At 55.7% G+C, this 23104-nt stretch carries 21 protein-coding genes; 15 read left to right on the forward strand and 6 right to left on the reverse strand.

Annotated elements, in window-relative coordinates; genetic code table 11:
- The first annotated feature begins 21 nt into the window (after positions 1-21).
- From thrC to AC5DB9_RS12130, 5 genes are all read left to right on the forward strand, one after another.
- The gene (gene thrC, locus AC5DB9_RS12110; RefSeq protein ID WP_272992240.1) at positions 22-1419 is read left to right on the forward strand and encodes a threonine synthase; all 1398 of its coding nucleotides are present in this window, start codon (positions 22-24) and stop codon (positions 1417-1419) included.
- 1 nt (position 1420) lies between these two features.
- Positions 1421-3163 (forward strand): single-stranded-DNA-specific exonuclease RecJ, encoded by a 1743-nt coding sequence (recJ, locus tag AC5DB9_RS12115; RefSeq protein WP_272992242.1) that lies wholly within the window; start codon positions 1421-1423, stop codon positions 3161-3163.
- A gap of 89 nt (positions 3164-3252) precedes the next feature.
- Positions 3253-4351, forward strand: a protein-coding gene (prfB, locus tag AC5DB9_RS12120; protein ID WP_157581391.1) for a peptide chain release factor 2 whose coding sequence is annotated in 2 segments (ribosomal slippage) — positions 3253-3327 and positions 3329-4351 — 1098 coding nt in all. Because the reading frame shifts where the segments join, the coding sequence is not laid out codon by codon here.
- Between the two features lie 69 nt (positions 4352-4420).
- Positions 4421-5932 (forward strand): lysine--tRNA ligase, encoded by a 1512-nt coding sequence (lysS, locus tag AC5DB9_RS12125; protein ID WP_272992247.1) that lies wholly within the window; start codon positions 4421-4423, stop codon positions 5930-5932.
- 150 nt (positions 5933-6082) lie between these two features.
- A complete protein-coding gene (locus tag AC5DB9_RS12130) occupies positions 6083-6736 on the forward strand; it encodes a Crp/Fnr family transcriptional regulator (protein WP_022960369.1) in 654 nt (217 codons plus the stop codon).
- Between the two features lie 137 nt (positions 6737-6873).
- Here AC5DB9_RS12130 and AC5DB9_RS12135 read toward each other — a convergent pair whose 3' ends face one another.
- Positions 6874-7521, reverse strand: coding sequence for a response regulator (locus AC5DB9_RS12135; protein ID WP_272992252.1), 648 nt, complete (start codon positions 7519-7521; stop codon positions 6874-6876).
- Positions 7522-7681: 160 nt separating this feature from the next.
- Here AC5DB9_RS12135 and AC5DB9_RS12140 point away from each other — a divergent pair, with 160 nt between their 5' ends.
- Positions 7682-9820, forward strand: coding sequence for an ATP-binding protein (locus tag AC5DB9_RS12140; RefSeq protein WP_272992254.1), 2139 nt, complete (start codon positions 7682-7684; stop codon positions 9818-9820).
- Between the two features lie 65 nt (positions 9821-9885).
- Here the strand turns inward: AC5DB9_RS12140 and xseA are convergent, their stop codons facing one another.
- On the reverse strand, positions 9886-11241 hold the full coding sequence (xseA, locus tag AC5DB9_RS12145) for an exodeoxyribonuclease VII large subunit (protein ID WP_272992258.1): 1356 nt from the start codon (positions 11239-11241) through the stop codon (positions 9886-9888).
- A gap of 110 nt (positions 11242-11351) precedes the next feature.
- On the opposite strand from xseA, the gene guaB reads away from it, so the two are divergent.
- From guaB to AC5DB9_RS12170, 5 genes are all read left to right on the forward strand, one after another.
- Positions 11352-12818: an IMP dehydrogenase gene (gene guaB, locus AC5DB9_RS12150; RefSeq protein WP_022960373.1), complete on the forward strand. Its 1467-nt coding sequence runs from the start codon at positions 11352-11354 to the stop codon at positions 12816-12818.
- Positions 12819-12906: 88 nt separating this feature from the next.
- Positions 12907-14490, forward strand: a complete 1584-nt coding sequence (guaA, locus tag AC5DB9_RS12155; RefSeq protein ID WP_272992263.1) for a glutamine-hydrolyzing GMP synthase — start codon at positions 12907-12909, stop codon at positions 14488-14490.
- A 298-nt stretch (positions 14491-14788) separates the two neighbouring features.
- On the forward strand, positions 14789-16045 hold the full coding sequence (locus AC5DB9_RS12160) for a tyrosine-type recombinase/integrase (protein WP_272992264.1): 1257 nt from the start codon (positions 14789-14791) through the stop codon (positions 16043-16045).
- 121 nt (positions 16046-16166) lie between these two features.
- Positions 16167-16436: a hypothetical protein gene (locus AC5DB9_RS12165; protein WP_272992266.1), complete on the forward strand. Its 270-nt coding sequence runs from the start codon at positions 16167-16169 to the stop codon at positions 16434-16436.
- A 3-nt stretch (positions 16437-16439) separates the two neighbouring features.
- Positions 16440-16964 carry a helix-turn-helix transcriptional regulator gene (locus tag AC5DB9_RS12170; RefSeq protein WP_272992269.1) on the forward strand — a complete coding sequence of 175 codons (525 nt, stop codon included), beginning with the start codon at positions 16440-16442 and terminating at the stop codon, positions 16962-16964.
- 8 nt (positions 16965-16972) lie between these two features.
- Here the strand turns inward: AC5DB9_RS12170 and AC5DB9_RS12175 are convergent, their stop codons facing one another.
- Positions 16973-17320, reverse strand: coding sequence for a helix-turn-helix transcriptional regulator (locus tag AC5DB9_RS12175; RefSeq protein ID WP_414711323.1), 348 nt, complete (start codon positions 17318-17320; stop codon positions 16973-16975).
- Positions 17321-17562: 242 nt separating this feature from the next.
- On the opposite strand from AC5DB9_RS12175, the gene AC5DB9_RS12180 reads away from it, so the two are divergent.
- The 4 genes from AC5DB9_RS12180 to AC5DB9_RS12195 are packed head-to-tail and all read left to right on the forward strand — an operon-like array spanning position 17563 to position 20447.
- Positions 17563-18033, forward strand: a complete 471-nt coding sequence (locus AC5DB9_RS12180; protein WP_272992272.1) for a TIR domain-containing protein — start codon at positions 17563-17565, stop codon at positions 18031-18033.
- Positions 18030-18656 carry an Nmad2 family putative nucleotide modification protein gene (locus AC5DB9_RS12185; RefSeq protein WP_272992273.1) on the forward strand — a complete coding sequence of 209 codons (627 nt, stop codon included), beginning with the start codon at positions 18030-18032 and terminating at the stop codon, positions 18654-18656. The genes AC5DB9_RS12180 and AC5DB9_RS12185 overlap by 4 nt, the downstream gene beginning before the upstream one ends.
- A complete protein-coding gene (locus tag AC5DB9_RS12190) occupies positions 18595-19776 on the forward strand; it encodes a nucleoside triphosphate pyrophosphohydrolase family protein (RefSeq protein ID WP_272992275.1) in 1182 nt (393 codons plus the stop codon). The genes AC5DB9_RS12185 and AC5DB9_RS12190 overlap by 62 nt, the downstream gene beginning before the upstream one ends.
- Before the next feature lie 14 nt (positions 19777-19790).
- Complete coding sequence (locus tag AC5DB9_RS12195; RefSeq protein ID WP_272992278.1) at positions 19791-20447, forward strand: uracil-DNA glycosylase; 657 nt, start codon at positions 19791-19793, stop codon at positions 20445-20447.
- Between the two features lie 48 nt (positions 20448-20495).
- Here the strand turns inward: AC5DB9_RS12195 and AC5DB9_RS12200 are convergent, their stop codons facing one another.
- The 3 genes from AC5DB9_RS12200 to thcB4 are packed head-to-tail and all read right to left on the reverse strand — an operon-like array spanning position 20496 to position 22745.
- Entirely contained in the window at positions 20496-20981 is a 486-nt protein-coding gene (locus AC5DB9_RS12200) for a TIR domain-containing protein (protein ID WP_272992280.1), read from the reverse strand.
- 21 nt (positions 20982-21002) lie between these two features.
- A complete protein-coding gene (gene thcA / locus AC5DB9_RS12205; RefSeq protein WP_272992282.1) occupies positions 21003-21608 on the reverse strand; it encodes a Thoeris type III anti-phage system protein ThcA in 606 nt (201 codons plus the stop codon).
- Between the two features lie 3 nt (positions 21609-21611).
- Positions 21612-22745 (reverse strand): Thoeris type III anti-phage system protein ThcB4, encoded by a 1134-nt coding sequence (gene thcB4 / locus AC5DB9_RS12210; protein ID WP_272992325.1) that lies wholly within the window; start codon positions 22743-22745, stop codon positions 21612-21614.
- Positions 22746-23104 lie beyond the last annotated feature (359 nt).

The raw sequence follows: 23104 nt of genomic DNA on the forward strand, positions 1-23104 counted from the left end.
CGCAATCAATGAGTTTGTAACGTGAAATACATCAGCACCCGCGGCAAAGCGCCCGCCCTGAATTTTGAAGATGTTCTGTTGACTGGTCTGGCGCCGGATGGCGGCCTGTATGTGCCCGAAACCCTGCCGCAATTCAGCCGCGAGCAGATTGCCGCTTGGTCATCTTTATCGTACACCGACTTGGCCTTTGAAATTGTGCAGCCCTTTGTGGCGGGCAGTATTCCCGATGCGGATCTGAAGGCAATCATTGACGACAGCTACCGCGATTTCCGTCACCCGGCTATCGCACCGCTGGTACAATTGGGCCATAACGAGTGGGTACTGGAGCTGTTCCAGGGGCCAACCCTTGCGTTTAAAGACTTTGCTCTGCAAATGCTGGGTCGCCTGCTGGATTACGTTCTGGAGAAGCGTCAGCAAAAAGTCGTGGTGATGGGCGCAACCTCTGGTGATACCGGCTCGGCAGCCATTCAAGGGGTGAAACGCTGCGAAAACGTGGATATTTTCATTCTTCACCCCTACCAGCGGGTATCGGAAGTTCAGCGCCGTCAGATGACCACTGTGAAAGGCGATAATATCCACAATATCGCCCTGCGCGGTCATTTCGATCACTGTCAGGCAATGGTGAAAGCCAGCTTCGCCGATCAGGGCTTTCTGCCGGAAGGGCGTCAACTGGTGGCGGTGAACTCCATCAACTGGGCACGCATCATGGCCCAGATTGTTTACTACTTCTACGCGGCCTATGCGCTGGGTGCACCGGACCGCAAGGTCAGTTTCTCCGTGCCGACGGGCAACTTCGGCGATATTTACGCGGGCTACCTTGCCAAGCAAATGGGCCTGCCCATTGAGCAGCTCGTGGTCGCTACCAACCGCAACGATATTCTGCATCGCTTTATCAGCAGTAATCAGTTTGAAAAACACGATTTGCAGCACACATTGTCGCCGAGCATGGATATTGTGGTGTCCAGCAACTTCGAGCGCATGCTGTTTGACTGCTTCGATCGTGACGGCGCCGCCATTGCCGATCTGATGCAGCGTATGAATACTGGAACGACCTCCATTCCTGCCTCGGCTTTCGACCGCGTTCGCGAGCTGTTTGCCAGCGCCAGTGTCGACGACGAGCAGACCGTGGCCACTATTGCCAGTGTCTACGACGAATGCGAGTACCTGCTTGATCCGCATTCGGCAATTGGCGTTAAGGCGGCCAGAGATTGTTGGCGCGATCGCAGCATACCGATGGTGACACTGGCGACCGCGCATCCGGCGAAATTCCCGGAAGCGGTGATGAAGGCGGGCTACCCGTCGGCACCAGCACTGCCCCACCACATGGCCGACCTGTTCGAGCTGGACGAGCGCTACGAAGTGATCGATAACGATATCGCCAGCGTTCAGGCCTTCATGACGAAGAATATTCGCGCCTGAGGTGAGTGGCTTTCCTCGCCTGATCAATCGCACGGCCAGTGCCGATGGGCTGGCCGGACTCCCAGAGCTGCCGCCTCTGCTCGCGAGACTCTACGCCAGCAGGGGCTTGTGCACTTCGGCAGAAACACAGCTTGGGCTGGATGCACTGCCTGCGCCGACAATGCTTGGGCTCGACGCGGCGGTGTCTGCTCTGGAAGCCGCCATAGCCTCGCGTCAGCGACTGCTGATCGTGGGAGACTTTGACTGCGATGGTGCGACCAGTACCAGTCTGGCAATCCTCGGCCTAAAGGCCTTGGGTGCGGCAGAGGTCGATTTTCTGGTCCCCAACCGCTTTGAGTACGGCTATGGCCTCAGCCCGGAAATTGTCGCCGTAGCGGCCGAGCGTCGCCCCGATCTGATTATCACCGTGGACAATGGTATTGCCAGCATCGACGGCGTAGCCGCTGCCGCTAGCCACGGCATTCCCGTTATCGTGACTGACCACCACCTCCCCGGCGATGCCTTGCCTGATGCGTTGGCGATAGTGAACCCCAATCAGCCCGGTTGCCCCTTTCCCGATAAATCGCTGGCAGGTGTCGGGGTGATGTTCTATGTGCTGTTGGCGCTGCGAGCGCGGCTGCGCGACAGCGGCCACTTTGTCGACAAGCAAGCACCCAATCTGGCCGAGTTTCTCGATCTGGTTGCGCTGGGCACCGTGGCTGACGTGGTCCCGCTCAGCCACGCCAACCGCATTCTGGTGGAGCAGGGTTTGCGCCGTATTCGCGCCGGTCGCTGTCGGCCGGGCATCAGCGCTCTGCTCCGAGTGTCCGGGCGAGAGGCGTCACGGCTGGTGGCCAGCGATTTGGGCTTTACCGTTGGCCCGCGCCTGAATGCTGCGGGGCGGTTGGACGATATGAGCATCGGTATTCGCTGCCTGCTGAGCGAGTCACCCAGTGAGGCGTTGAATCTGGCGGCGGAACTGGATGATCTCAATCGTGAGCGCCGCAGTATTGAGCAAAGCATGAAAGACGATGCCATGCGGGCACTGTCGCACTTGCAGCTCGATGCCAGCCGCGTGCCCGCGGGGTTGTGCCTGTACGACCCTACCTGGCATCAGGGGGTGGTGGGTATTCTGGCCTCGCGGATTAAAGAGCAGTTTCACCGGCCCGTGATCGCCTTTGCGGAGGTGGATGACGGCGAAATCAAAGGCTCGGCGCGCTCCATTCCGGGACTGCATATGCGCGATACCCTGGATTTGGTTGCCAAGCGGCACCCCAAATTGTTGAGCAAATTCGGCGGTCACGCCATGGCGGCGGGCTTGAGTCTGGCGAAGGCCGATTTCGACGACTTTAAAGAAGCGTTTGTGGATGCCGTGGCCGAGCAGCTCAGCGAAGAGCAGCTCGAAGCGGTGGTGCACAGCGATGGAGAGCTCAGCCCCGCGGAGTTATCGCTGGACAATGCGGAACTGCTGCGCAACGCCGGGCCCTGGGGGCAGGCCTTTCCGGCGCCACTGTTTCATGGGCGCTTTAGCCTGCAACAGCAGCGCATTGTCGGTGAGCGGCACTTGAAGATGACCTTGGCGCCGCTGGATCAGCCTCAGGCGATTATCGATGCGATTGCTTTTAATGTGGATACAGCGCAGTGGCCTGACCCCGCAGTCAGGGAGGTGGAGCTGGTTTACAAGCTGGACAGTAACCTCTGGCGGGATCGCCTCTCGCTGCAACTGCTGGTGGAGCATTTGCGACCCGTCGTCGCCGCTCGCTGACTCTCGGGACAAGGAGAGTCGCCAGCTTTCCGCCGCTGCCCGCATCAGGTAAAATACGCGCCTTTTCCACGCTGGCCCGGAAACCTTACATGTTAGAAATCAACGCCCTGCGCAATGCCCTCAAAGACATGACTGAGCGTACCGATACGCTTAGGGGGTATCTTTGACTACGCTAACAAGAAAGAGCGCCTGACTGAGGTCGAGCTGGAACTGGGTGATTCCGCCGTATGGGATGACCCCGCGCGGGCGCAGGAGCTGGGCCGCGAGCGCGCCAGCCTGGAAGCCGTGGTGGCCACCATCGACGAGATGGATGCCGGGTTGAACGATGCCGGCGAGCTGCTGGATATGGCCGCCGAGGAGAACGACGAAGATACTATCGAAGCCGTGCAGGGCGATATCGAGCGAATGGAAGCCTCGCTGGCTAAACTCGAATTCCGCCGCATGTTCTCCGGTGAAATGGATGCCAACAACTGCTACCTGGATATTCAGTCCGGCTCTGGCGGAACCGAGGCGCAGGACTGGGCCAATATGGTGCTGCGCATGTACCTGCGCTGGGCGGAGGCCAAAGGCTTCAAGGCCGATCTGGTGGAAGCGTCGGCAGGGGAAGTCGCCGGGCTCAAAAGTGCCACGATTCATATTCAAGGCGAATATGCGTTTGGCTGGCTGAGAACGGAAACCGGGGTACATCGGCTGGTGCGCAAATCGCCCTTCGATTCGGGCAATCGCCGTCATACCTCGTTTTGCTCAGTGTTTGTGTCACCGGAGATCGATGACAATATCGAGATTGAAATCGATCCCTCCGATGTCCGCACCGACACCTATCGGGCCAGTGGCGCCGGTGGTCAGCACGTTAACAAAACCGATTCGGCGGTGCGTTTGACGCACACCCCGAGCAATACTGTCGTGCAGTGTCAGAGTGAGCGTTCCCAGCATCAAAACCGCGATAAAGCGTGGAAAATGCTGAAGGCCAAGCTTTACGAGCTGGAGCTGCAAAAGCGCAACAGCGAGGCGCAGGCACTGGAAGACAGCAAGTCCGATATCGGTTGGGGAAGCCAGATTCGTTCCTACGTGTTGGACGACCAGCGTATCAAGGATCTGCGCACCAATGTGCAGACCAGCAACTGCAACAATGTGCTCGACGGCGATCTCGATATGTTTATCGAAGCCAGCCTGAAGTCGGGTCTGTAATCGCAATACATCGGCGCGAACCGAATTTTACCGGGCGTCCTTACGGCGCCCAGCCAACAGGATTATTCCATGTCTGAACAGCATAATGCCCCCGAGTCTGGCCACGAGGCCACGCAGGAAGAGAATCGCCTGATCGCCGAGCGCCGCGCCAAACTGGCGGCGATTCGCGAAAAGCGCAATGCCTTCCCCAACGACTTCCGCCGCGATGCCTGCGCGCAGGAATTGCAGGAGGAGCTGGGCGACAAGGATAAGGAGACACTGGAGCAGCTTGACCGTCGCGCCAGTGTGGCGGGCCGCATTATGGCCAAGCGCGGGCCGTTTATGGTGCTGCAGGATATGTCTGGCCGCATTCAGACCTATATCGACAAGAAGAAGCTGCCCGCCGAGCTGATGGATGACATTAAGGCTTGGGATATTGGCGATATTATTTTCGCTACCGGGCCGGTGCACAAATCTGGCAAGGGTGACCTGTATGTGTATATGGAAGAGGGCGGCTTGCTGACCAAATCATTGCGCCCGCTGCCGGATAAATTCCATGGTCTGCAGGATCAGGAATTACGCTATCGCCAGCGCTATGTCGATCTGATTATGAACGAGCAGTCGCGTCGCACCTTTGCCATTCGCTCGAAAATGATCAGCTCGATCCGCAACTTCCTGCAGCAGCGTGATTTTGTGGAAGTGGAAACGCCGATGATGCAGGTCATCCCCGGCGGTGCTTCTGCGCGCCCCTTCGTGACGCATCACAATGCCCTGGATCTGGATATGTACCTGCGCATTGCGCCGGAGCTGTATCTGAAGCGACTGGTGGTGGGCGGCTTTGAACGCGTGTTTGAGATCAACCGCAACTTCCGTAACGAGGGCTTGTCGACGCGTCATAACCCCGAGTTCACCATGATCGAGTTCTACCAGGCCTACGCCGACTACAAGGATCTGATGGACCTGACCGAGGCCATGTTGCGCCACGTAGCACAGGAAGTGCTGGGTACCACCACCTTGAATTATCAGGGCAGTGAGTACGACTTCGGCAAACCATTCACCCGCCTGTCGGTGTTTGATTCGGTATTGCAGTACAACCCCGATATCAGCGCTGAGCAGCTGTCGGATATTGCGCAGGCCACGGCAATTGCCAAGGGGCTGGGGATCGATGTGAAAGATTCCTGGGGACTGGGCAAGATCCAGATTGAAATCTTTGAAGAGACGGTTGAGCACAAGCTGGATCAACCTACCTTCATTACCGAGTATCCCACCGAGGTGTCACCGTTGGCGCGCCGCAGCGACGATAACCCCTTTGTTACGGATCGCTTTGAGTTCTTTGTGGGAGGCCGTGAGCTGGCGAATGGCTTCTCGGAGCTTAACGATCCCGAAGATCAGGCCGAGCGCTTTATGGCACAAGTCGCCGAGAAAGACGCGGGCGATGACGAGGCAATGCACTACGATGCTGATTACATCGCAGCGCTGGAGTACGGCCTGCCGCCTACGGCGGGCGAGGGCATTGGCATCGACCGTCTGGTGATGCTGTTCACTGACTCGCCGTCTATTCGTGACGTGTTGCTGTTCCCACATATGCGTCCCGAAGCCTGATTCGCTTCCTTTCTGACGCCAGCCGCCCGGCTGGCGTCACATTCAATCTAACATGCGATCTTGCTCTCACGCTGATAAGTCGAGGCTAGACAGCAACTTGCGCAGCTATGCTATAGTCCCTCGATAAAAAATCCGCAGGGAGTAATAGTCATGAGTATTGAAAACGTAGACCTGTTTGATGGTCTGAGTCCCGAGGAGCTGCAATTGCTCCGGGATACCAGCATCGTGCGGGAATACGCGAAAAATACCGTGCTGATTCATGAGGGTGATGTCGCGGACTCACTTTATGTCGTGGATAGCGGTCGCGTAAAAGTGTATTGCAGTGACAAAAACGGCAAGGATTTTGTACTCAATATTCTCGAAACTGGCGATTATTTCGGTGAGCTGGCCTTGTTGGACGACGATCGGCGCTCGGCTTCGGTCAGGGCAATGGACGCGACCAAGGTGCGCATTATCTATAAGGAAGACTTTAAAGCCATCCTGGATATGCACCCGAATATCACCCGTATCCTCAACAAAAATCTCACCCGTCGCATTCGCCAACTCACCAATGATGTGAAAAGTCTGGCGCTGCAAGATGTCTATGGCCGCGTTGTCAAAGTGCTCACCGGGCTGGCTGAGCCAGAGGGTGACAGTGGCGCAATGAAAATTCACGAGAAGCTGACCCAGCAGGAAATCGCTGATCGTGTGGGTTCATCCCGTGAAATGGTGGCGAGAATTCTCAAAGATCTGACGATTGGTGATTACATCGAGGTGGAAGGCCGCCACATCATCATCAAGAAGAAGCTGCCGGAGAGCTACTAGCTTGCCAGTGCCTGACTTAGATACTTCTGGACTAAGATAGGCGCCAATGCCATTGCGGCTGGCCACAGATCTATGAAAACGCCCCCGTAAATACGGGGGCGTTTTCATAGTGGCGCACAAATAATATAGCGAAGGGATTAATATGAGCGAGGGCTGACCAGCCCAAGGTCGATCGCTTTGAGCGTTGCTTCTGCCCGCGAATTCACTTGAAGCTTGCGGTAAATGTCCTTGAGGTAGTCAGCCACGGTGTGGTGACTCAGGTGCAGTGACTCGGCGGCATTGCGAACGCTGTAGCCGTGGGCGATCAGTGTCAGCACTTCGGCCTCCCGCGCCGTGAGCGTGTGTTCAATCAGCGGTTGCGGGCGGAAAAACGCCAGCATACGACGGGCAATGCTGGGAGACAGCGGCGGCTGTCCTGCCAGAATGCCCATCAATCGTTGACTGAATACCTCGGCGGTTTCGTCCTTGAGCAGGTAGCCTTCCGCACCCGCTTTTAATGCGGCAAACAGGTGCTCAGAGTCATCGAAAATGGTGGTCATCACGCAGCTGCATTGGGGGTTTTTGGCAAGAATTTCGCTTATCAGCGCTACACCCGAGCCATCGGGAAGGCCAATGTCCAGTAGGGCGAGTTGGGCGGGCCAGGTCGGAAGCAATTCGCGCGCACTGGCCAGGCTGTCAGCCCGGCGGACGCTGGCATCGGGAAAGCAGTGAGCGGCAATGCCGGCAAGCCAGTCGGAGACATCTGGCAGGTCTTCAACAATCAGGATGTGCGTTATTGCGCTCACTGGCGTATTCCAAATATTGGTATGTGAATGACTATCAGGCTGGATACTATCGCCAATTCGCTATTATGACGCATCCCCTCATTTGTGGGGACAAGGATGATGCCGCGCCTGCAGGTGTATCGCACCTCGTGTTCAGCTTTGAAGAAGAGAAGTAAAAGGGATGAACTTACATGCTCGCTTGACTGTGGCACTCACACTGCTGCTGTTCAGCATACTTGCCAGCTTGTTGCTGGCATTACATCTGCCTCAGCCTCGGGGGCTTTTCAGTCTGGACGGGGAGCAGATCATTTACTCGGCACCGACCGGCCAGCGCCACACAGTGGTTGCACTAAAGGCTGGTGAGCAGCAATTGCCTGCCAATCCTCTGTGGCTGATTGCGGAACCCGACGTCCTTGAAAGTTTTGAGGAATTTAACGGCCTGATGGATCAGCAGCGCCTCATGTCGGCGGCCGCACAGCGCGGTGATCTGGTATTGATCACCGGTTCAGGAGAGCAACTCGCGGTGCCATTCCGCCAACGGCAACTCGGCGATCTCCACTGGTTATTCTGGTTTCAGATTGGTGTTGGCAGCGCCATTTTGATTATCGGCGGGATGGTCTGGTCGGCCAAGCCGGGCAAGGCGACCACACTGTATGCCGCGAGCGGGCTGTTCCTGGCTGTTGCGACCAATACAGCCGCTGTGTACAGTACGCGATCGATGTTTATTGATGGCGATATTTTTCGCTTTCTCTCTGACTTCAACAGCTGTGGTGCCTTGCTGTTTTCTTCTTCATTCAGCGCCTTGCTTTGGCATTACCCGCAGCAGTTGGGGCGCCTTCCCGTTGCACCTCTGAGCTTTATTGCCGGGTTTGCCTCATGTGCGATGGTCATTTTTCAATGGGAGCCTGCGCCCAATTTTTATTATTTCCTGGTTTTGGGTATCTACGCCGTGGGCTTTATTTTTGCGGCCCTGCAATGGCGTTTTACCCGCGACAAGCCGTTGGAGCGGGCGGCACTGCTCTGGTTTTTGATTGCCATTTTTACCGGTACGGGGGGCTTTGCCAGCCTGCAACTCGTTCCTGCTGCATTGGGGCTGGAGTTACTGGTGCCACAGGAAATTCTGTTTGCGGTATTTCTGTTGATGTACGGCGGGGTTGCGCTGGGGTTAATCCGCTATCGGCTGTTTGATCTGGAGCGCTGGTGGTTTGCTCTGTGGGGCTGGTTGCTGGGCGGAGCCGCGGTGATTGCGGTCGATCTCGCGCTGGTGTCGCTGCCGGCCATGGGACAGACCCTGGCGCTGTCATTGTCGCTGGCGATGGTCGGCTGGCTGTATTTCCCAGTAAGGCAATGGTTCTGGAAGCGCTTTGTGCGCGTGCCGGAACGGAATCTGGAGCGTATTCTCCAGCAGAGTATTCCACGCTTTACCGCGATTCGCAGCGTGACAGAGCTGCGCAGTCTATGGCTTGAGTTGCTTCAGGAGGTCTTTCAGCCGCTGCGCAGTCAACCCTGTGTCGGTGTTCAGCAAGTGCAGTTGCTGGATGGAGGGCAGGCCATGAACATCCCCGATGTGTTGGGCGAGGGAAACGGTATGCAGCTTCAGTTAGCTGACCGGGGGCGGCGACTTTTCAGTCGCGATGATTTGGCATTGGTCACCTTGCTGCAGGGCCAGTTTGAGATCGCTCAGAACAGTTTGCGAGCCAGTGAGCGCGGGCGGATGGCGGAGCGGGAGCGAATTCGCCGGGATATTCACGACGATCTTGGCGCGCGCCTGCTTACCTTGTTGCATCGGAGTAATGAAGGTGAGCGCCCGCTGGTGCGTGAGGCAATCAAGGATTTGCGCAGCTTGCTGGAGGCGCTGGACACCGAAGCGCGGCCGCTGGAAGTGCTATTCGCCTCCTGGCGTATGGAGCTGGAAGAACGTTGCCACACAGCGGGCGTGCCTCTGCAGTGGCAGCAGCCGGAACGTGTTCCCGCGTTGTTGGTGAGCCCCGAGTCGCAGCAACAGTGCCAACGCGTTCTTCGCGAGGCCGTATCCAACGCCTTGCGTCATGCCAAGCCCAGCGCGGTGAGCGTTGACATTGAACATCAGGGAGATGCGCTGCGCATAGTTATCGAGAACGACGGTGTGCCCGATAGTCCGGTTCAACACGGGCGGGGAACCGCGATCATGCAGCAGCGAGCCGACGAGCTGGGCGCGCTGCTCGAGCGCGATCATCAGGGGCCGTGTTGGCGGGTAAGCCTAAGTCTGTCTCTATCGCTGCTGGATGCCAGTGAGCCCCCGGAATCCGGGGGTGCGGAGCCTGCGCCTGCGCCGCTATAGTGCTCGCCAGGCGGGCTCAGGATGAGGGGTGGTGAGAGTCGCCCTCACAGGGATGTGCCGCTCCGTTACGGCTCGCGTATATCATCAACGTGCACCACGGCACTGCCGTGGGCAAACCGTGCCTGCAATGACTCGCCTTTCCGCAAGGTGTCGACATTGCGAACCGCCTTTCCCTGTTCGTTCAGCACAATGGCATAACCGCGATTTAAGGTCTGCTCGGGCCCGAGACTGCGCAACTGTGTTTGCAGTGCGGTCAGTCGCTGACGGTGTTGGCGGAGCTGGATCAGCAGGACACTTTGCAGTCGTCGCTGCCATTCCTGCACCGTTTGCTGACGAGCCAGCAGTTGGCGCTGAGGATTAAGCAGTGCCAATTGCCGTTGCCGTGCCTCAAGTTGCGCACCGCGCTGGAGTTGCCCGACCAGCCACTGACGACGCAGGCGAAGCTCAAGTTCATCAAGGCGTTGGGCCTGCTCACGCAAACGACTGCGGGGATCGCGGATACGTCCTTGCAGCGTTTGCACTTGTTCGCCAAGCTGCCGCAAACGGCGGCTGAGAGCCTGTTGCAGTCGTCCGCGCAGCAATTGCAGGCGGGAATTCAGCTCGGCTTGATCAGGGCTGAGCATTTCCGCCGCGGCCGACGGCGTCGGGGCACGTTGATCGGCGACAAAGTCGGCAATGCTGAAATCCACCTCGTGGCCAACCGCGCTGACCACGGGCAGGGCGGAATCGAACACGGCCTGAGCCACCACACGTTCATTGAATGGCCACAGGTCTTCCAGTGAGCCGCCGCCGCGGCTCAGCAGTACCACATCGAAGTCCTGCCGACCCTCACTCGCCAGACGGTTGGCCTGATACAGGGCGCGGGCGATCTGTCCGGCGGCCTGTTCGCCTTGCACCAGCACTGGCAGCAACGTGATGTTGATTGCCGGCCAGCGTCGCTGGAGTACGGCGAGGATATCCTGCAATGCGGCGCCAGTGGGCGACGTGATCAGCGCGATATGTTTTACCGGTGAGGGCAGGGGGCGCTTGCGCTCCGGGTCAAACCAGCCCGCCGCCTGCAGCTCGGCCTTCAGGGCTTCGAAGGCGGCGGCCAGCGCACCGGCCCCGGCAGGCTGCATGCTGTCGACGATCAGTTGGTAGTCACCGCGCCCCTCGTAGAGGCTGACTTTGCCACGTACCAGCACCTGCTGCCCCGGCTGTGGCTGAAAATTGACGCGCATATTGCGGTTGCGAAAGAAGGCACAGCGAATCTGCGCGCGATCGTCTTTCAGCGTGAAGTACCAGTGGCCGGAGCTGGGCCGGGAGAAGGTGGATAACTCGCCGCTGACGCTGACCTGGCTGAAGCAATCTTCGAGGAGTTGCTTGGCAAGGCGGTTGAGTTGGCTGACGCTGAGCTGCTGTGGCGATTCTTGTGTAGTCATCGCGCAATCATACCAAGATATAGCGCTTTTGCCCGCCATAATTGGTTTACTCGGCGCGCCGCATCACTTAAAATTGCGAGGATTCTAGCCACCGGCATTGGAATCATTCTATGTTACGTATCTCCCAAGAAGCACTCACCTTTGACGATGTTCTGCTTCTTCCCGGCTACTCTGAAGTTACCGCGAAAGATGTCAGCCTGCGGACCAAGCTCACCCGCAATATCACCCTGAATATTCCCCTGTTGTCAGCGGCGATGGATACCGTCACTGAAAGCGGCTTGGCGATTGCGCTGGCGCAGGAAGGCGGCATCGGCATCATCCACAAAAGCATGACCATTGAGCAGCAGGCCTATGAAGTGCGTGCGGTGAAAAAGCATGAAAGTGGTGTGGTGAAAGACCCGATCACCATTGATGCCAGCGCGCCGATCAGCGAACTGTTCGAACTGCGTCGTCGTCACAAGATTTCCGGCGTACCGGTACTGAATAACGGCGATCTGGTGGGCATCGTCACCAGCCGCGACGTGCTCTTTCAGGAGCAGATGGATGTGCCTGTTTCCACCATCATGACTCCCAAGGAAAAACTGGTTACCGTCAACGAAAACGACGATATGTCGGTGGCCCGCGAACTGCTGCACAAACACCGTATCGAGAAAGTGCTGGTCGTCAACGACGACTTCAAACTGACCGGCATGATCACCGTTAAGGATATGAATAACGCCCAGACCTACCCGCTGGCCTGCAAAGACAGCTCCGGTCAGTTGCGTGTTGGCGCCTCGGTGGGCACCAGTGCTGATACTGATGACCGCGTCGCGGCGCTGGTTGCTGCCGGTGTAGACGTGCTGGTGGTGGATACTGCCCACGGCCACTCCAGAAACGTACTGGAGCGCGTGAAGTGGATTAAAAAGCACTACCCGCAAGTCGATGTGATTGGCGGCAATATCGCTACCGGCGAAGCCGCACTGGCCCTGCTGGAAGCGGGTGCCGACGCGGTCAAGGTGGGCATTGGCCCCGGCTCGATTTGTACCACCCGCATCGTGACCGGTATCGGCGTGCCGCAAATCAGTGCTATCGCCAATGTGGCGGCCGCGCTGAAAGACAGCGGACTGCCGCTGATCGCTGACGGCGGTATCCGCTTCAGTGGCGACTTGTCCAAGGCGGTGGCTGCTGGCGCCCACGCGGTGATGATGGGCTCTATGTTTGCCGGTACTGAAGAAGCGCCGGGTGAGGTCGAGCTGTATCAGGGGCGTACCTACAAGTCCTACCGCGGTATGGGCTCGCTGGGCGCCATGACCAAAACGCAGGGCTCCAGTGACCGCTACTTCCAGAGCGCGGAAGACGGTGCCGAGAAACTGGTACCGGAAGGTATTGAAGGACGCGTCCCTTACAAAGGGCCGCTGGCGGCCATCGTTCATCAATTGATGGGCGGTCTGCGCAGCGCCATGGGCTACACCGGCAGCGTGGACGTCGACACCATGCGCAGCAAGCCGCAGTTTGTGCGAGTGACCGCTGCCGGTATGAGTGAAAGCCACGTGCACGACGTGAGCATCACCAAGGAAGCGCCTAACTACCCAACCTGATTTTTCCAAGCACAGGGCGTCGGCAGCGACGCCCTGTTTGCTTAAGGGCTGACCTGCTCAGCGCCCACCCTTCACTAGAGAGAACACTGTGTCCACACCCGATATTCACGCCCACCGCCTGCTTATTCTCGACTTTGGCTCGCAATACACTCAGCTCATCGCCCGTCGCATTCGCGAAATTGGCGTGTACTGTGAAATTCGCGCCTTTGACATCAGTGATGCCGATATCGACGAGTTCAACCCCTCGGGCGTCATCCTGGCGGGTGGCCCGGAGTCGGTGACGCAGGCCGGTTCGCCCCGCGCACCAGAAAAAATCTTCGCGCTGGGTATACCGGTACTGGGCATCTGCTACGGCATGCAAACCATGGCCGAGCAAATGGGCGGCAAGGTAGAAGGTTCGCCGGTGCACGAGTTTGGCTATGCGCAGATTCGTCTCGAAGCGCCCAGTGAACTGACGGCGGATGTGGCCGACCACATCGACAGTGACAGTGGCAAAGCGCTGCTGGATGTGTGGATGAGCCACGGCGACAAAGTGGTCAAACTGCCCGAAGGTTTTGAGGTGCTCGCGTCAACACCGTCTTGCCCGATTGCCGCCATGCAGTGCGAAGCCAAGCGTTTTTACGGCGTGCAGTTTCACCCGGAAGTGACTCACACTCTGCAGGGCAAGCGGCTGTTTGAACACTTCGTGCACAAGCTCTGTGGCTGCGAAGCGCTGTGGACGCCGGCCAATATTATTCAGGACGCGGTAGAGCGTGTTCGCGAGCAGGTCGGTTCGCAGAAGGTGCTGTTGGGCCTGTCCGGCGGTGTCGACAGCTCGGTCGTGGCGGCGCTGCTGCACAAGGCCATCGGCGATCAGCTCACCTGTGTATTTGTCGATAATGGCCTGCTGCGCAAGAACGAAGGCGATCAGGTCATGGACATGTTTGCCAAAAATATGGGTGTGAAAGTGATTCGCGCTGATGCGGAGGAGATATTCCTGTCGAAGCTCGAAGGCGAAGCTGACCCAGAGAAAAAGCGCAAAATTATCGGCAATACCTTCATTGAAATTTTCGACGAAGAAGCCACCAAGCTGAAAGACGTGCCTTTCCTGGCGCAGGGTACGATCTATCCCGATGTCATCGAGTCGGCGGCCGCAAAAACCGGCAAAGCCCACGTGATTAAATCGCACCACAACGTTGGTGGCCTGCCTGACGACATGGCGATGGAGCTGGTCGAGCCACTGCGCGAACTGTTCAAAGACGAAGTGCGCAAAATCGGTCTGGAATTGGGCCTGCCCTACGACATGGTCTACCGTCACCCCTTCCCGGGACCGGGCCTGGGCGTGCGCATTCTCGGCGAAGTGAAAAAAGAATATGCCGATATTCTTCGCGAGGCCGATGCCATCTTTATCGAAGAACTGCACAACGCCGACTGGTACCACAAAACCAGCCAGGCCTTTGCGGTCTTCATTCCCCAGAAATCCGTGGGGGTTGTCGGTGATGCCCGCCGCTACGAATGGGTCATCGCCCTGCGTGCGGTAGAAACCATCGACTTCATGACCGCCCGCTGGGCACACCTTCCCTACGAACTGCTGGAAACGGTTTCTAACCGGATTATCAACGAGATCACCCACGTCTCTCGGGTTACCTACGACGTCTCCAGTAAGCCGCCTGCGACGATTGAGTGGGAGTGAAAATACGTCTTTCGGGGACTATCGGCAGCTATCGGAATAGTGGTGTAAGTTTTTGATTTATCTAAATTTACGTCTCATTACCTATCGGTGGCTATCGACGGCAAGCAGGAACACTTGTCGGTAAAAACGACGGTATCGCGAAATCCCCGGATTAAGACTCTCCCAATTACCGTCATGCCTTTTTTCGGCGTGACGGTAAAACTACGCCCTGACTTCTTTTGAAATCAAGAACTTAGGGACATCATCAGGGCTCCTGCCCCTTGACGGTAACAAACCGCAAACACAGGAGAAACCTGATATGTTGACCGATACAGCACTACGCAAGCTCAAGCCCCAAGGTGCCACCTACAAGGTTGCCGACCGCGACGGCATGTATGTGACCGTCTCGAAAACTGGCACCATCACTTTCCGTTACGATTACCGTCTCAATGGCCGCCGGGAAACCCTCACCCTGGGTCGTTATGGGCCGGGCGGAATTTCCCTAGCCCTAGCACGGGAACGCCTGCTGGATGCCCGCAAGGCGGTGGCCGACGGGCATTCTCCTGCCCAGGAGAAACAGCGGGAAAAACGCCGCCTGTCCCGTGCCAGGAATTTCGCTGAATTCACCGAGGTGTGGATGGAAGCTTCCGGGATGGCTGACAGCACCAAATCCATGCGCAAGCACATCATCGACCGCGACATCCTGCCGGTCTTTCAGAACCGTCTGCTGGCGGAAATTACACCCGACGACCTCCGGGCCCTGTGTATGAAGGTGAAAAAGCGCGGGGCACCGGCCACCGCGATCCACGTCCGCGATATCGTCAAGCAGGTGTACGCGCATGCCATCATGCACGGCGAGAAGGTGGCCAATCCGGCCGATGAAGTGATGCCGTCATCCATTGCCACTTTTGCGCCCAAGGATCGCGCCTTGTCACCCGCTGAAATCCGGCTGATGGTCCACGAAATGGACACCATCCCGACGTCACCGACCATTCGCCTGGGGTTGCGTATGATCCTGCTGACCCTGGTGAGGAAGGCGGAGTTGCTAAAGGCGACCTGGGATGAAGTGGATTTCGAGACCGGAGTATGGAGTATTCCCAAGGAGCGGATGAAGCGGCGCTTCCCTCACAATGTTTACTTGTCCCGACAGGCGCTCGACATCTTGGTGGCGCTCAAGACCTGCGCCGGGGGATCCAAGTACCTGTTTCCGGCTCGCTATGATGGTGACCAGTGCATGTCCATGGGCACGCTGAACCGAGTGACCTTGAAGGTATCAGAGCAGGCTCGGGAAAAGGGCTTGCCGCTGGAACCCTTTACCGTCCACGACCTGCGTCGTACCGGTTCAACCTTGCTCAATGAAGTCGGTTTCAATCGCGACTGGATCGAAAAGGCTCTGGCCCATGAGGACGGCCGCTCATCGCGGGCCGTGTACAACAAAGCGGAGTATGCCGAGCAGCGTCGCCACATGCTGCAGGAGTGGGCGAACATGATCGATGCCTGGGCGGAAGGGGGCAGTTATATTCCGTCACTGATGCCGGAAAGCATGTCGGTGCCGGCATTGAAAGCATCGGTATGAGTGTCCAGAGTATGGTGATTGTTGGCTTGCGGTCGTTTGGGCATGGCCAACAGAACACTTATCATAACCCAAGGTTGTCGCTTGACAACCTTGGGTGCCATGCCCATACTGGAGACAAGGAATGACTCGATCATCGCATCCGAAGAAAGAGATTGAAGCGGCGCTCAAACATGCCGAAGAGGAAGGCTGGCGAGTCGAGGTGGGTGGTAGTCATGCCTGGGGCAAGATCTACTGCCCCTACAATGACGATGAATGCCGCTGTGGTGAGTTCTGTATCGCCAGTGTGTGGAGCACGCCGAGAAATCCCGGCAGCCACGCACGGGCGTTGCGCAGGGTGGTGGACAAGTGCTCCACTCACCAGCGCCGGGACGATACGGCGTCGGAGGATTGAACCGTGGAATATATCTTTACGCTGAAATACCAGCTGTCTGAGCAAGACTGCGATCCCGACGCGCTGGTCGAGCGTCTGGGTGCCGCCGGTTGTGATGACGCGCTTGTCGGTGTCGGGCAGCCCGGTCGCCTGGCATTGGAGTTCTCCCGCAAGGCTCACAGTGCAGAGGAAGCAGTTCGGACTGCATTGGCCGATGTCAAAAGCACTGTCCCCACCGCGCGTCTGATCGAAGCCTCGCCCGACCTGGTCGGTCTGACGGATGTGGCTGACGTGGTGGGGATTTCCCGTCAGGCAATGCGCAAGCTCATGCTGGCCCACCGCTCGACATTTCCGGTGCCGGTTCACGAAGGTAGCGCCTCGATATGGCATCTGGCGGAGGTGCTGGATTGGCTGAAAACGCGCGGGGGTTACCGGATTGATAGTGGAATGCTGGAGGCTGCGAGAGTGGCGCTGGAGGTCAATGTCACCAAGGAGGCGATTCGGCACCCGGTGAGTGGGCAGAATAATACAGAGTTGCTGACGGCCTAGCCGTCAGCTCATTGGTTGCGAGAACGTACCGGGCGGGTAATACGCTGGTTCACGTCCGGCCCGGGAGCGGGGGACGATTTGCCTGAGCGGGATTGCTGTTTGCGCTCCTCGATCCAGGCTTCCACTTCGGCCAAGTCCCACACCACGCAGCGGGGTGTCAGTTTGAAACGACGGGGAAATTCACCGCGACGTTCCATATCGTAGATGGTTGTTTCCGCCAAGGGGATCATCTGGTGAAGTTCACGTCGGCGGATGGTGCGACGGAAGGGAAGCGGAGGTGTTTCCACGTACTGTGGCAAATCGTCGTATTCAGGTGTTCCCGGCTTAGGCAGGGATTGGCGTGATTGGGGTTTCATGCATAACTCCAATATTGCGTATCAACACGATGTTTGGCCTTGGAGATATGGTGGCTATCTAGAACAATTGAGCCAACCCGCTGGGGCGAGCCGGAGAGAACGTGGGCTTAGATTGCCTGAAAAAAGCTCGTCGTAGGGGATACAACGGGAGCCCTTGGTAGCGCTTTCAGAGCATATATACAATGCATGCCGGGCAGGGGTGTATGTTGCATAATGTAAAAAGAAGCAGGAGAGCTGAAATAATGGCGGATTCTAAAAATGTATTTATCAGCCATGTGCACGCTGATGACCATGGCTTGCAAAAACTAAAAGATCTATTGGCTCCTAAAGGAATCGATATCCGGGACTCTTCGATTCATACGGGTAAATTCAACAACGCCTCAGATCCGAATTACATCAAAACCCAAATTCTAGCTCCGGCGATCAATTGGGCTGGGGTGTTTATCTGTTACGTGTCCCCCCAAACCAAAGACAGTGATTGGGTTAACTGGGAAATTGAGTACGCAGAAAAGCAGGGAAAGCGGATTGTCGGGGTATGGGCACACGGAGAGAACGAATGCGATCTTCCTACGGCTCTGGAAGAGTATGCTGATGCAGTGGTGGGATGGAATGGTGACGCCATTATCGATGCGATCAACGGCAAGGACGGTTGGGAAAAACCAGATGGCAATCCTTGTGAATCCGTATCATTGAAGAGGCATCCTTGCTCATGACTCGTATTTATTCGTATGTCGTTCGGTACGATAGCGGTTTTGCACCCAATCCATTTTATGGTTACTGCACGCTTGCGACTTGTAAACCGCCTATTCGGCGTGCCGCCAATATTGGTGACTGGGTCGTTGGTAGCGGGAGCAATGATCGGAGTATCAGGCGCGGCGGCCGGATGGTCTACGCTATGAGAGTGACTGAGGTGATAACTTTTGATGAATATTCTGAGGATCCTCGCTTCGAACCGAAGAAGCCCTACCGAAGGGGCAGTCGAAAGCAGAGTTGCGGAGACAACATATATTTTCGTGATGACTGTGATTCTCCTTGGCGTCAACTTGATTCTTTCCACTCAAAGAGCGATGGTCAAGTCAATCCAGATCATGTGAGACGAGATACAGGTGTAAATCGAGTATTAGTAAGCGATGATTTTGTTTATTTTGGTGGCAATGGTCCGATGTTTCCTGACCATTTGATAGATCAGGATGGGCGTAAACTTTGTAAGCAGGGTATAGGTCGATCTTGTTTTGACGATCCTCAAATGATTCAGAGTCTTGAGAAATGGATACGTGGCATGGGCGTTGTGGGTTACCAAGGGCCGCCTTTTGAATGGATATCTCTCCGTGGTTAATTTGAAAAAAGAAAATGGCTCTATTTTATTGGCCGATTATACAGACGGTATAGCTGAAACAGATGTTCTTGACCCGTCGGATATTAGTCCAATTCTACAAGGTCTCTACGGTGAAGTTGGCGGAATCATGTCGACCGCAAAAAAGCATATTCGGGAGAAATCAGCATATCCAGGATACAAGCTCGCAGCCGAAGAAGAATTTGGCGATACGCTTTGGTATCTTGCGGCACTGTGTAGAAGGATGGGGTTTCCGCTTGAAGAAGTCTTTTCCGAAGCGGTAGGGACTGAGAATTTCAGAGTACAAAGCGCTGCAAGCGACACGCTTGAAGGGGTACTGGCCCATATTGCAGTGCCGACATCGACAGAGTCAGTCGATGATACATTATTCAGGCTTGGTCGTTCGGCCGCACTATTGTTAGAGCCTGCTCCCGATCGTGGAAGGATTATTACATTCGCAAAAGATTATCTAGACGCTTTATTCGCGGCCAAGCTGGCTTTTTCCGAAGTGGCTAGAAGCAATATGCGTAAGGCGCGGGGAGCTTTTCTTGAGCCCAGCCCGGAAGACTTGATTGATTTCGATTCCGACTTCGAGAAAGAGGAACAACTTCCTAGAGAATTTGCAATCCGAGTCAATGAGCGTGCCAGTGGAAGAAGTTATCTCCAGTGGAACGAGGTGTTTATTGGCGATCCTTTGACCGATAATATCGCTGATTTGGATGGGTATCGCTTCCATGATGTTTTTCATCTCGCACACGCGGCTATTCTCCATTGGTCACCTGTGGTTCGGGCGTTGATCAAACACAAGCGTAAAAGCAAACCTGAATATGATGAAAATCAAGACAGTGGCCGAGCAATTGTGGTTGAAGAAGGTTTAACCGCCTGGCTTTTTTCCAAAGCCAAAGAGCTTGATTTCTTTGAAGGGCATAATCGTGTCTCGCTAGGGATATTGAAAACCGTGAATGAGTTTGTGGTTGGCTATGAGGTCTCCAAGTGTCCTCTTAAGCTCTGGGAGCGAGCCATACTCGATGGTTATACGGTATTTCGTCAACTCAAAGCCGCTCAGGGTGGCTGGATTGTGGGTAATCGTGAAAATAGAACAATTCATTACGAGCCACTGTAATCGAGGAATTAATTATGCATCCGTTCGTAAGTTCAGTTTCGGCTATGCAATTTGAAAACTGTTTTAACCCCTATACGGACCGGTGTGAAGTACATGACCAGCGTGATGCTCCTCGTATTAGGGCATTAGCTTTGTCAGCGTTAATAGAAAGTGCCTCACAAGAACCGGTTGATGCAATATGGATTGGGCGTGATCTAGGCTATCGGGGAGGGAGACGTACTGGTCTTGCTTTGACAGACGATATTCATATTGAGAAACATGTTAAACGCTGGGGGTTTACTGCCAAGCAGCCAACAATTGGTACGGCAATGGCGGAAAGGACGGCAGCTGTGATCTGGCGAATGCTAGACCAGATTGATGCCAAGGTTTTCCTGTGGAATGTCTTTCCGTTGCATCCGCATGAATCTGGCGAGCCGTTTACGAATCGACAGCATAATGCTCGTGAACGCCGGGCGGGAGAGGAAGTGCTCCAAGCTCTAGTTGCACTCCTAAAGCCATCACGCATAGTTGCTATTGGTAATGATGCTGCTGCAGCGGCTGATCGCGTTTTGAGTTCCACTCCGGTCGTTCGTGTTCGTCATCCCAGTTACGGCGGGCAAACGCAATTTATTCGCCAAGTTTCCGATTTATATGGCATTTCGGAACAAGCCGAATCGTTACCGCTTTTTTAAGTGAAGATTGCATCTGATGATTTTATCTTATGTCATGGAGCGCTGATTTCAGCGGCTGGCAATGGCGGTTTCGATCCATTGTGCAAGATTATCGCTAATGTACTTGTAGGTCTTCGCGCTATCGGAAAAGGGCGGATCATAGAGCTTCACAATGGATGATAATGTCTGTCCACTTTTTAACTTGAACTGATCGAAAGGGTTTGGACCTGCGGCAGAAGCTGTTTGACTATGGTCGAGAAGTCGATGGATGCGAATGCCAAACACACCTCTTCCATCGTTCCATGATTTTTCAATTTCGTATTTGACCCAGCGGCGATTCGCCGTTTCTGCCCCGACGAGAACGATCGTGCAAGTCCGGCCCTGTAGTTGAGAATCTATCCACCTGCGAATGGCGGCATCACCTCCACGTTTGACCTCTTCCCATCTGTTGTCGCTTGCAGGAGCATTCCCCTCGACAACACCAATATTTCGGACCTTTGAAGCTCGCCATCCATCTTTTTGATAATGGAAGCTATAGAATACCTTACGGGCCAACTTATACTCCTTGTCTTGTATTTATTCAGTCGCACCCGTCATTGGGCGATGTGATGTGATCGCAGAGCTAAGGCGTGACCGGAATAGTCGCGCAAAATCGATATCGTGCAGTTCATCATCATTGAAAAGTGCGAGTTTCTTGGCCAATTCAAGGGCTGCGCCGCCAGGTGCAGGAACCGGTAATACTACTGAATCAGGGTGGCGTTCAATGAACATGTCATACTCAGTCTCGATTCCTTCCATGCCCCCTATGAACACCGAGGCCACCAAGTCGTCACGAGACAACATGCTGTTTCGCATTAGTGAAAGACTGGCGTCCTGCTCACCCTGCACCGAATCAGTAAAAATAACGTTATTGAAACGCTGATTTTCTTCCGGGAATCGGTCTTTGAAATAGTTGCTTTGATAAAGAATGACTGATTCGGAGTAGTCAATGCCAAGATCTTCACAGATTGTCCAGATCATTGGAGTAATTGCCGGGTGTCCTCCCCAGACAATTTTATGCTGACGAATTACTTCGATAACCAGTTCCCGAACAGCGCATTGTATTAGGAACGGGTTTGCCGTCTCGTGATACGTCCCTCTGCCGATGGCAGGAACGCTCGCAGATAAGAAGATTGCACTCATAGCTTATGCCTCCCAATCCGCGAACTGCCAGCCTGCTTCAGCAGCCTTAACCCATCGTGCGGTGCGGATGTGGTCGCCCAGCCAATCTAAATGGCTGAGCCAGGTTGGATGTAATCCGACATGATCATAGATCACCGCAGCGGGAGTGTCTGGCGAATGCGTAGTTGCGTCATGAAGAGTGGAGGAGGTGGGTACTCCAACCGTCGGATAGGCCACTACATTCCTGCCATCCGGAAGGTGTATGTAGACGGCTCTATTGGGCCCTATGCCCATCACCTGGCCGCCAATAGTTTCAACGCTGTTCCGAATGCTGCTTACAAGGTTCACCGTGCGTACGGCTTGACTTTCGCTACGCACTGTCTCGAGTTGATGACAGATGCGCTCTACGGCATCACCGGACAGTCTTCCGGTGGCGTCGTCCACCTCTTCGGGGAGCAGTTCGGCACGGCTAGCGGTTGCCGTCCGGATAGATGGCGTAGCGTCAGGCCAGCCCACGCGTAAGACGCTAATACCCTTTGCGAGAGCTCGGCCAAATTCTGCGCTGGTCCACCGGCTGTCGAAGTAGCCTGGTGTATCCAGCATGACTAATACATCTGAATCACATAGGCGATGCCAAAGCATAGTCTGAAAGTCTTCTGCCGGTGCAATACCGTGTGTATCAAGAAAGACATCGAATAGTCTGGCTGAGAAAGCGTCGAACAACTGTAGTGCGGCTTCTCGTGCTTCGGTGCGCCGATAACTGACAAAGACCCGGCGTTGCCGGGGTAACAGGCCGGCACATTCGAGTAGTGCCGTAGCGACACGTTGCGGGCCGCCTTGATTATAGGCTAGGCAATTAAATGGACGGAGCTGTTCTGGTATCTCCGTCTCGACTTTTCCGGAGTCGGATACTACCGGCAATATGGGAATGTTGGTTCGAAGCAAGCGATCGATATTGGCTGTTGGGGCATCAATACCACCGTAATAAACTACAGCCGCTGATTTTTGTTGCTCGGGAGAAAAATCGGTAGGACATACCTCCCAGCTAACTTCTTGGCCAAGGCGAAGCCCAAATAGTTTTACAGCTTCCGCAATGAGTTCTTCAAGTTGACGGACCTGTTCGTCTGTTGGTGAGCCTAACACAGCCAGTTGGTACATTGTCGTCAAGTCAGAATCCTTATCGAGCACTTCTTACACGGGAAGTACAAGGCTATTTAGTGTGTAGTTTCGCATAATAAAGCAGTATACGCGGGGATGGTTGGGTGAACCAACAACTTGGTAACCACGTGCTTCCATTGCTTAGTTGAGATTGTCTTGTCTACCGTCCCGGCGTACCGCCGTCGGGCTCGCGGGCTGCGCCCCGCGCTTCTTGTCGAATCGCGGCCATCCGGCTTTGATCCCTGACGCCTCCGGCCCGTAGGGCCTGCGCGCTCCGCTTGCCAGTCCGATAGAGGCTGGTGGGGTGGGGCGGTCTTGCTGTTTCCCTTCACCGTACCACGGCGTGCTCGCCGTCAAGG

Source organism: Spongiibacter sp., from assembly GCF_984394615.1.